Raw genomic sequence first — 7,754 nt, forward strand, 5'->3', positions numbered from 1 at the left:
GGACAAATTACCCCTGCTCCAAACTAAGGAGCCGTCCAGCATTCAATTTAAGGGCGAAGTCGCCAAGATATTTCCGGGTGTGTCGCCACTGGTTAACGACCGCTCGCTGGTGGACGACTTCGAGGCTGCCCGCACCATATATGACCTCACGCGTCAGCCGACACGCTGGCGGCTGGGTTCCACACCGCAGCAGTTCCCGCAGGGATCGCCCGACAATCCGCTGGAATTCGGTTTCCGCCGGGCTAAGATGGCGGTCTATTCGGTGGACAACCTTTTTCAGTACACTGGTTTGGGCTTCAACTTGCGTCCCCCCAACATCACCGACGCCGATGTGCAGAACTTTTACGTGAGCCTATTCACGCCGCAGGAGCTCTTCCCCGGTCGGTCGGTGCCGCCGCTGAACTTGCCGCAGAATATTCTCGACATCGCTTACTACCCCAGCGAGCGCGGGATGTACAACTACAACCCCGACCTGGACAACGACGGGCGCTTGAAGAATCCGCGACGCAACTTTGGCGCTATCAGCCGGGCGGTCACGTCGGACATCGACTTTGACAATGCCAACATCGAGAATATCGAGTTTTGGCTCATGGACCCCTTCATTGGGGGCGAAAATGGCGTGGTGCGCGATGGGGTGGAAAACCAGAATAACACGACGGGCGGTAAGTTGGTCTTCAACTTGGGCGACGTTTCGGAGGACGTTATCCCCGACGGTCGCTTCAATTTTGAGAATGGCCTGCCCGTCGAGCCAAGGCCGGGCATCAACGTGGACAGCACCGCCTGGGGCCGCGTGACGAAGGAGCAGTTCATCATCAATGCGTTCAGCAACGAACCGGGAGCTCGCGAGAAACAGGACGTCGGTCTCGATGGCTTGAATAGCCAGCAGGAGCGAGCGTATTTCAAAGAGCGTTTTCTTGACCGCCTGCCCGCTACACTCACGCAGGAAGCCCGCGACCGCATTCTGGCTGATCCATCAGGCGATGACTTCCAGTTTTACTTGGGTGAAGAGTTGGATCTCGCCAATGCAAAAATCCTGGAACGCTATAAGGAATTTTTGGGCATGGAAGGCAACTCGCCCGAAAATACTGCCAACAACAGCAACGCTACCGTCACGCCTGCCTCTACCAACCTGCCCGACTCCGAGGACTTGAACGTGGACAACACGATCAACGACAACGAAGCCTACTACGAATACGAAATTGATCTAAAACCTAATCGCCTCGACATTGGGCAAGGGTACATTGTGGACAAAACTGTGGCGAGAGGCGTAAATTGGTACTTGTTCCGAATGCCGGTCAAAGAATTTACGCGCAAAGTCGGACAAATCAACGGTTTCAAATCCATTCGTTTCGTGCGGATGTACCTGACCGACTTCCCGCAGCCCGTGGTGCTGCGCTTTGCGCAGTTGCAGATGGTGGGCCAGCAGTACCGTAAGTACCTTTCCGACCTGGACGCGCCCGGCTTGCAGGAGGTACCTGAGCCGTACGACGCCCGCTTCACGGTGGGAACGGTCAGCATCGAGGAAAACAGCCAAGCGAATAATTCCGACAAGAAATACGTGTACGCCGTGCCGCCGGGCTGGAAACGCGACCGTGACATCACGCAGCCTACCCAAAATTTCCAGCTTAACGAGCAGTCGATGAGCCTGTGCGTGACCGACCTGCGCGACGGCGATTCACGGGCGGTGTATAAGAATGTGAACATCGACATGCAGTTTCGCAAGCGGCTGCGGATGTACATCCACATGCACAACGACGACAACCAAAGCGGTCAAACGGGAGCTTTTTTTCGCCTTGGTACTGACCTGACCCAGAACTACTACGAGATTGAAATTGGTGATTTGCAGGTCACGCCCGAGAATGTGAGTGCGGCGGAGGCTGTGTGGCCGGAGCAAAACGAACTGAACATAGCCTTTGCGGACTTGATCGACGCCAAGGCGCAGCGCAACCGCTCCGATGGCGCGCGGAGCGTTCCGTACTCGATCAACATCATCGACCAACTGACGGGACGCCCTTACCGAATTACAGTCGTGGGTAATCCCGACCTGAGTGCGGTGCGGGTCATGATGATCGGGATGCGCAATCCGAAATCGGCGGATGAGCAGAATAAGAGTTTCTGTTTGTGGGTGAACGAACTCCACGTCGAGGGCTTCGACCAAACTTCCGGCGAAGCCGCCGTAGCGCAACTTAACGCCAAACTAGCCGATTTCGCCACCGTGACGGCTTCGGGACGCATCGAAACCTTCGGCTTTGGCAGCGTACAGCAGCGCATCGGCGAGCGCGCCCGCGCCACCACCAGCGAGTTTGGGATTTCGTCCAATATCCAGGTAGACAAGTTGTTGCCGCAGCAATGGGGTTTCAGCATTCCGCTCTACGTCAACTACGATAAGCGGCGCATCGTGCCGCACTTCAACCCGCTCGACCCCGACACGCCCCTGACTACCTCGCTGGACAACCTTGACGGGCCGGAAGCCCGCAACCGATTCCGAAATTTGGTAGAGGACAATACCGTGCGGCGGGGTATCAACCTTTCCAACGTCAGGAAAACCAAGACGAAGGAGGGTGCGAAAAGCCATTTCTACGATTTTGAGAACCTGGCGTTTACCTATGCGTACAGCGATATGCTGCGTACCAATATTCTGACCGAAGAATATTCGCAACGTATGTACCGGGGCGGCGTAGCTTATACCTTTTCGGCCCAGCCCAAGGCGTTCGAGCCGTTCCGCAAGTGGGAGACGGAAAGCCGCTACCTGAATTTTATTAAAGATTTTAACCTCACATTGCTGCCTACGCAGGTGTCGGTACGGGCCGATGTGGATCGGAGTTTTACCAAAACCCAACTCAGGAACTCCGACCTGACCACGGCTGGGATGCAGCCTTTTTACGAAAAGTACTTCTGGTTCAACCGCTACTACGATCTCAACTGGAACCTGACGCGCAACGTGGTGCTACAATACAACACCGTCGCCAACGCCATCATCGACGAGCCGCAGGGCGATATCAATACCGAGATAAAGCAGGACTCGTTGTGGGATAATTTTAAGAAGCTGGGTCGTATCAAGAATTTCGATCAACGCATCAGGCTCACCTATCGCTTGCCGCTGGACAAACTACCCCTCACTGACTGGATGACGGCCGATTATAACCACACGATTGCCTACAATTTCCAGGCGAATGCTTTGGGGCTGGTAGATTCTTTGGGCATTCCGTTTGGCAATATCGTGCGTAACAGCCGCGAGCGTGGTATAACGGGCCGGGTAGATTTCGTGGCCCTTTACAACAAACTCAAGTACCTCCGTTTTGCCAACTCGCCTTCGCAGGAACGGAAAAACTTTGCCCGCAGTCCGGGTGATATCGAGGATCTACCCGCTCCGCCGAGCAAGGCTTTGAAGAATATCGCCCGCGTGTTAATGACGGTGCGGGGCATCAATGTCAGCTATACAGTGCTGGAAACTACCGCTCTGCCGGGCTTCCTGCCCACGCCGAGTTACTTTGGGCTGTCTGACGCCAACGCACCGGGCTTACCCTTCGTGCTGGGCAATCAGGATAGGAACATCCACGTGGAAGCCGCCAACAAAGGCTGGATTACGCCCAGTACCGTACAGAACCAGCCGTTCCAGCAGACGGTACAGAAAAATTTTAATTTCAGAACGACCCTGGAGCCGTTCAAGGATTTCAGAATGCAGATCGAAGGCCGTCTGACGCGGCAGGATGCCTACCAGGAATTCTACCGTCCCGACGCGCCCGGTGGTTCGTACGTGAGTCAAAGTCCGGTGCGTAACGGGCAGTTTAGTATGTCGTTCCTGTCGTTCCGTACGGCCTTTGCCAAGGTGCAGCGCGACAACGAATCGCCCGTCTTTGATCAATTTCGCGACTACCGAACCGTCCTGAAAGACCGCTTGAATGAGGAGAATAAGAGTGATGGAGAGTACAACGAGAATTCGCAGGATGTGCTGATTCCGGCCTTCTTTGCGGCCTACACGGGCAAAGACCCAAACACGGTGCGCATTTCGCCCTTCCTGGGCTTTCCAATGCCTAACTGGCGCATTGACTACAATGGTCTGGCGCAGGTAAAGCCCTTCAAGAAACTGTTTAGCTCGTTCACGCTCACGCACAATTATATTTCCAATTATAGCGTCGGCAACTTTACTTCCTCGCTGGGATACGAGGCACTGTACGTCAATTTGGCCGTGACGGGTTACCCGCTTTCGGGCCGCAACAACTACCTGGGGCAGTACGTCCCGGTATTTGTCATGAGTACCGTAACGATGCAAGAGAAATTCTCACCGCTGATCGGGGTAAATTTCCGAACGCAAAGCCGCATCACGGGCCGGGTGGACTATAACCGCGACCGGACGATTGCCCTGAATCTGGCTAACTCGCAGGTAGCCGAACTATTCAATCAGGATCTGACAATCGCCATTGGCTTCACCAAGAACAACGTATCGATTCCATTCAAAATAAATGGGGTGAAGAAAAAGCTGAAAAACGACCTGATCTTCAATTTCAGCATGACCTTTCGCGACACGCGCTCCATTCAGCGTAAATTCGACGGGCAAACTATCCCCGTGGCCGGAAACATCAACTTCCAACTCCGGCCAACCCTAGCCTACCAGGTCAACAACCGCCTGAACGTGCAATTCTACTTCGACCGGACCTTCAACGATCCGCTGGTAACCAACTCGTTCTACCGCTCCACTACGGCGGGCGGCGTGCAGGTGAAGTTTAATTTGGCGGAGTAGTTGGTTTAGTTGACAGTTGACAGTTGAGAGTGCTTTGATCCGCCATCACCCTGCCGCTACTTCGTCATATACTGGCCCCAAACTACGTTCCAAACCTGTTCCCTGCATGTAGGTGACGCCGGGAATACTAGTGATTTTCAGGATTTCCTCTTTTGATTTTCCGGCCTTTACTTCTTTCTCGACGTAAACTACCGTCTTTTCCAAAAAATCTTGGAAGAGCTTGATTTCTTCCTGGCCACCCGTGATTTTCTCGGGATCGAAGGCGTGGCCGAAGACGAAAAGGGTTTTCTCATCAAAGGTTTTCTGGGCTTTGTCGAGAACTTTGATCCAACTTTTCACGCTGGCTCCAGCCGAAGCGTCCACGAACGGATAGCGTCCGTTAAACAACAAATCGCCCATGTGGGCAATGTTGGCGTTCTCAAAATGCACGATGCTGTCGCCATTGGTGTGGCCCGCGCCGAAGTAGTGCATCTTGATACTTTCCTGGCCGATTTTCTGCTTCCAGGTGTCGGCGAAGGTCGTGTCGGGGAAAAGCTGCTTATCCACATTGTTTTGTTTTTCAGCCACATTCCGCTGGTTTTGGGCCGAGTTGGCGTGAGCCACTACTTTTGCGGCAATGCCTTTGAAGGCGATATTACCGCTCGAATGGTCACCGTGGTGGTGGGTGTTGATGAGGTAGGAAATGGGCCGCTCATCGTTGATTTTGCGCAACGCGGCGATCAGGTGTTCCGACTGCTCCGGGAATTGCGTGTCCACCACAGCGATACCTTCTTTGGTAATCAAATAGGCGATGGTGCCGCCTTTCTCGGTGAAGACACCCACCCCGCCGCGCAGGTCACGCATTTTGTAGGGGTCCTCGGCCAGTAGTTGAGCCAAAAGATCTTTAGAGGCAAACAGAGAAACGCCCGTCAGGGCGGAGGCTTGAAGAAAATGACGACGCTGCATGAAGCTAAATAGGTTGGTTGACAAAGATTTTGCAAGATAACCAAACAAGGCCGCATTGGTTTTCAAATTTGCGGCAACGTCCAGCGATTTGCCAAGCTCAAAAAATCCATTTGGAAATTCCCCCCTACCTTATGTTCTTTGTAAAAATAATTTCAACGAGGATTGAGCGGCTACTCGGAGTGCCTTGATTACTGAACTGATGTTGGAATCAAAGGCACTCTCAACTCTCAACTCTCAACTTTCAACTTTCAACTAAATAAATGCTTTTCCCCGAAGAACTCAAATACACCGAAGATCACGAATGGGTACGCCTGGAAGGCGACACGGCCACCGTCGGTATCACTGACCACGCGCAAAACGAACTGGGCGACATTGTTTACATCGACGTGACTACCGTGGGCGAATCGTTGAGTAAGAGCGAAGTTTTTGGCTCGGTAGAGGCTGTTAAGACGGTTTCTGACCTTTTTCTGCCAGTGGCTGGTGAGGTGCTGGAAGTCAATTCTGCGCTGGATAATACTCCCGAAGCCGTAAACAACGATCCCTACGGTGATGGCTGGGTTATCAAGATGAAGGTCTCCGACCCTGGTGAGCTGGACGCTTTGATGTCGGCGGAAGAATACAAAACGTTCGTGGGCGCCTAGCCGCCTGATTCATTGATTGGAAGCTCCGAGAGGAGCTTTTTTTATGAAAATCCGTAAGAAGACTGAATGAACATACTCCTACGCTCGGTAAAAATCGTGGACAAAGGCTCGCCTCTAAACGGGCAGGTCCGAGATTTACTTTTGCAAGATGGCCGAATCGCCAGTATCGGCGAAGGGTTAGAGACAGAGGATGCGGAAGTCCGGGAGGGAAAAGGCTGGTGCGTGTCGCCGGGCTGGGTGGATATGCGCGTAGCCTCGCGTGACCCTGGCTACGAACACGAGGAAGACCTCGATTCGGTGCGCCGCGCGGCTGCACGGGGTGGCTTCACTGAAATAGTATTGCTACCCAATTCAAAGCCCGTCGTGGACGCCAAGGATACGCTCAACTACGTGCGGCAGCCGCGACTTAACCATCCTGTGCGCGTCCACGTTGCCGCCGCCGTTACGCATAAGGCCGAGGGCGTGGATTTTACAGAAATGATCGATCTGCACCACGCCGGAGCTGTGGCATTTACTGATGGTGAAATACCCATTCAGAATGCGGATATTCTGCTCAAAGCGCTGCTGTACCTGCGTCCGCTGAACGCATTGCTCATCAATCGCCCCGAGGATCAGCAGTTGACGCTGTTTGGACAAATGAATGAGGGCATCACAAGTACCCTGCTGGGACTCAAAGGAATGCCCGCCCTGGCTGAAGAAATGATGCTGAGCCGTGACCTGAAACTACTGGCCTACGCTACCGAGAAAGTTGGCCCGCAGCCGCAAGGCGACGAGGATGATTCCGCGCAAAAGCAGCTTCCTCAACTCCACGTGTCGCTGCTGTCCACCGCCCGCGCCGTGGCCCTGATCCGCGAGGCCAAATCGCAGGGTTTGCCCGTGAGTTGTGATGTGGCTGCCCACCAACTGGTGTATGACGACACTGCGCTGATGGATTTCGATACAAACTTGAAAGTAAATCCGCCATTCCGCGCCCCGAGTGATATTGCCGCCCTGCGCGAGGGTTTGGCCGACGGAACTATCGACTGCCTCGTATCGGACCATAGCCCGCACGATGAGGAGAGCAAAAACGTCGAGTTCGACCAGGCCGCTTTTGGTATCACCGCGTTGGAAACGACCTTCTCGCTTGCTCAGATGCACAGCGACCTTCCCCTGGAAGATATTGTTGAAAAGCTAACTACCTGTCCCCGAAAAATTCTACGCCTGCCTGCTGCAACCATTGCCGAAGATCAACCCGCCAACCTGACTATCTTTGCTCCCGAAGAAACCTGGACGTTTGACAAACCCTTCTCCAAATCGAAAAACTCTCCTTTTTTAGGTCAAGAATTGCGGGGGAGGGTAGTGGGAGTAGTGAATGGAGGTGTTTTTGTTTAACTGTTGAATCGTTGAACTGTGTAATTGATGTGGAACTGTTTATTTGTTGAAAGACG

At 53.6% G+C, this 7,754-nt stretch carries 4 protein-coding genes; 3 read left to right on the forward strand and 1 reads right to left on the reverse strand.

Translation table 11 applies throughout. The features are described from left to right. Positions 1-4,741: cell surface protein SprA (gene sprA, locus ACEW8P_RS00135; RefSeq protein WP_373511082.1), on the forward strand; the 4,741-nt coding region annotated here is incomplete at its 5' end. Positions 4,742-4,786: 45 nt separating this feature from the next. On the opposite strand, the gene ACEW8P_RS00140 is transcribed toward sprA, so the two are convergent. Beyond that, positions 4,787-5,710, reverse strand: a complete 924-nt coding sequence (locus tag ACEW8P_RS00140; protein WP_373511083.1) for an MBL fold metallo-hydrolase — start codon at positions 5,708-5,710, stop codon at positions 4,787-4,789. Between the two features lie 236 nt (positions 5,711-5,946). Here ACEW8P_RS00140 and gcvH point away from each other — a divergent pair, with 236 nt between their 5' ends. Beyond that, positions 5,947-6,327, forward strand: coding sequence for a glycine cleavage system protein GcvH (gene gcvH / locus ACEW8P_RS00145; RefSeq protein WP_373511084.1), 381 nt, complete (start codon positions 5,947-5,949; stop codon positions 6,325-6,327). Positions 6,328-6,393: 66 nt separating this feature from the next. Next, positions 6,394-7,698, forward strand: a complete 1,305-nt coding sequence (locus ACEW8P_RS00150) for a dihydroorotase family protein (protein ID WP_373511085.1) — start codon at positions 6,394-6,396, stop codon at positions 7,696-7,698. Positions 7,699-7,754 lie beyond the last annotated feature (56 nt).

The sequence above is a fragment of the Persicitalea sp. genome (genome assembly GCF_041751555.1).
Taxonomy (GTDB): domain Bacteria; phylum Bacteroidota; class Bacteroidia; order Cytophagales; family Spirosomataceae; genus Persicitalea.

What these genes read in the sequence shown, in the direction of transcription:
- gcvH (WP_373511084.1), top strand. Translation starts at nt 5,947, where the DNA reads ATGCTTTTCCCCGAAGAACTCAAATACACCGAAGATCACGAATGGGTA.
- ACEW8P_RS00150 (WP_373511085.1), top strand. Translation starts at nt 6,394, where the DNA reads ATGAACATACTCCTACGCTCGGTAAAAATCGTGGACAAAGGCTCGCCT.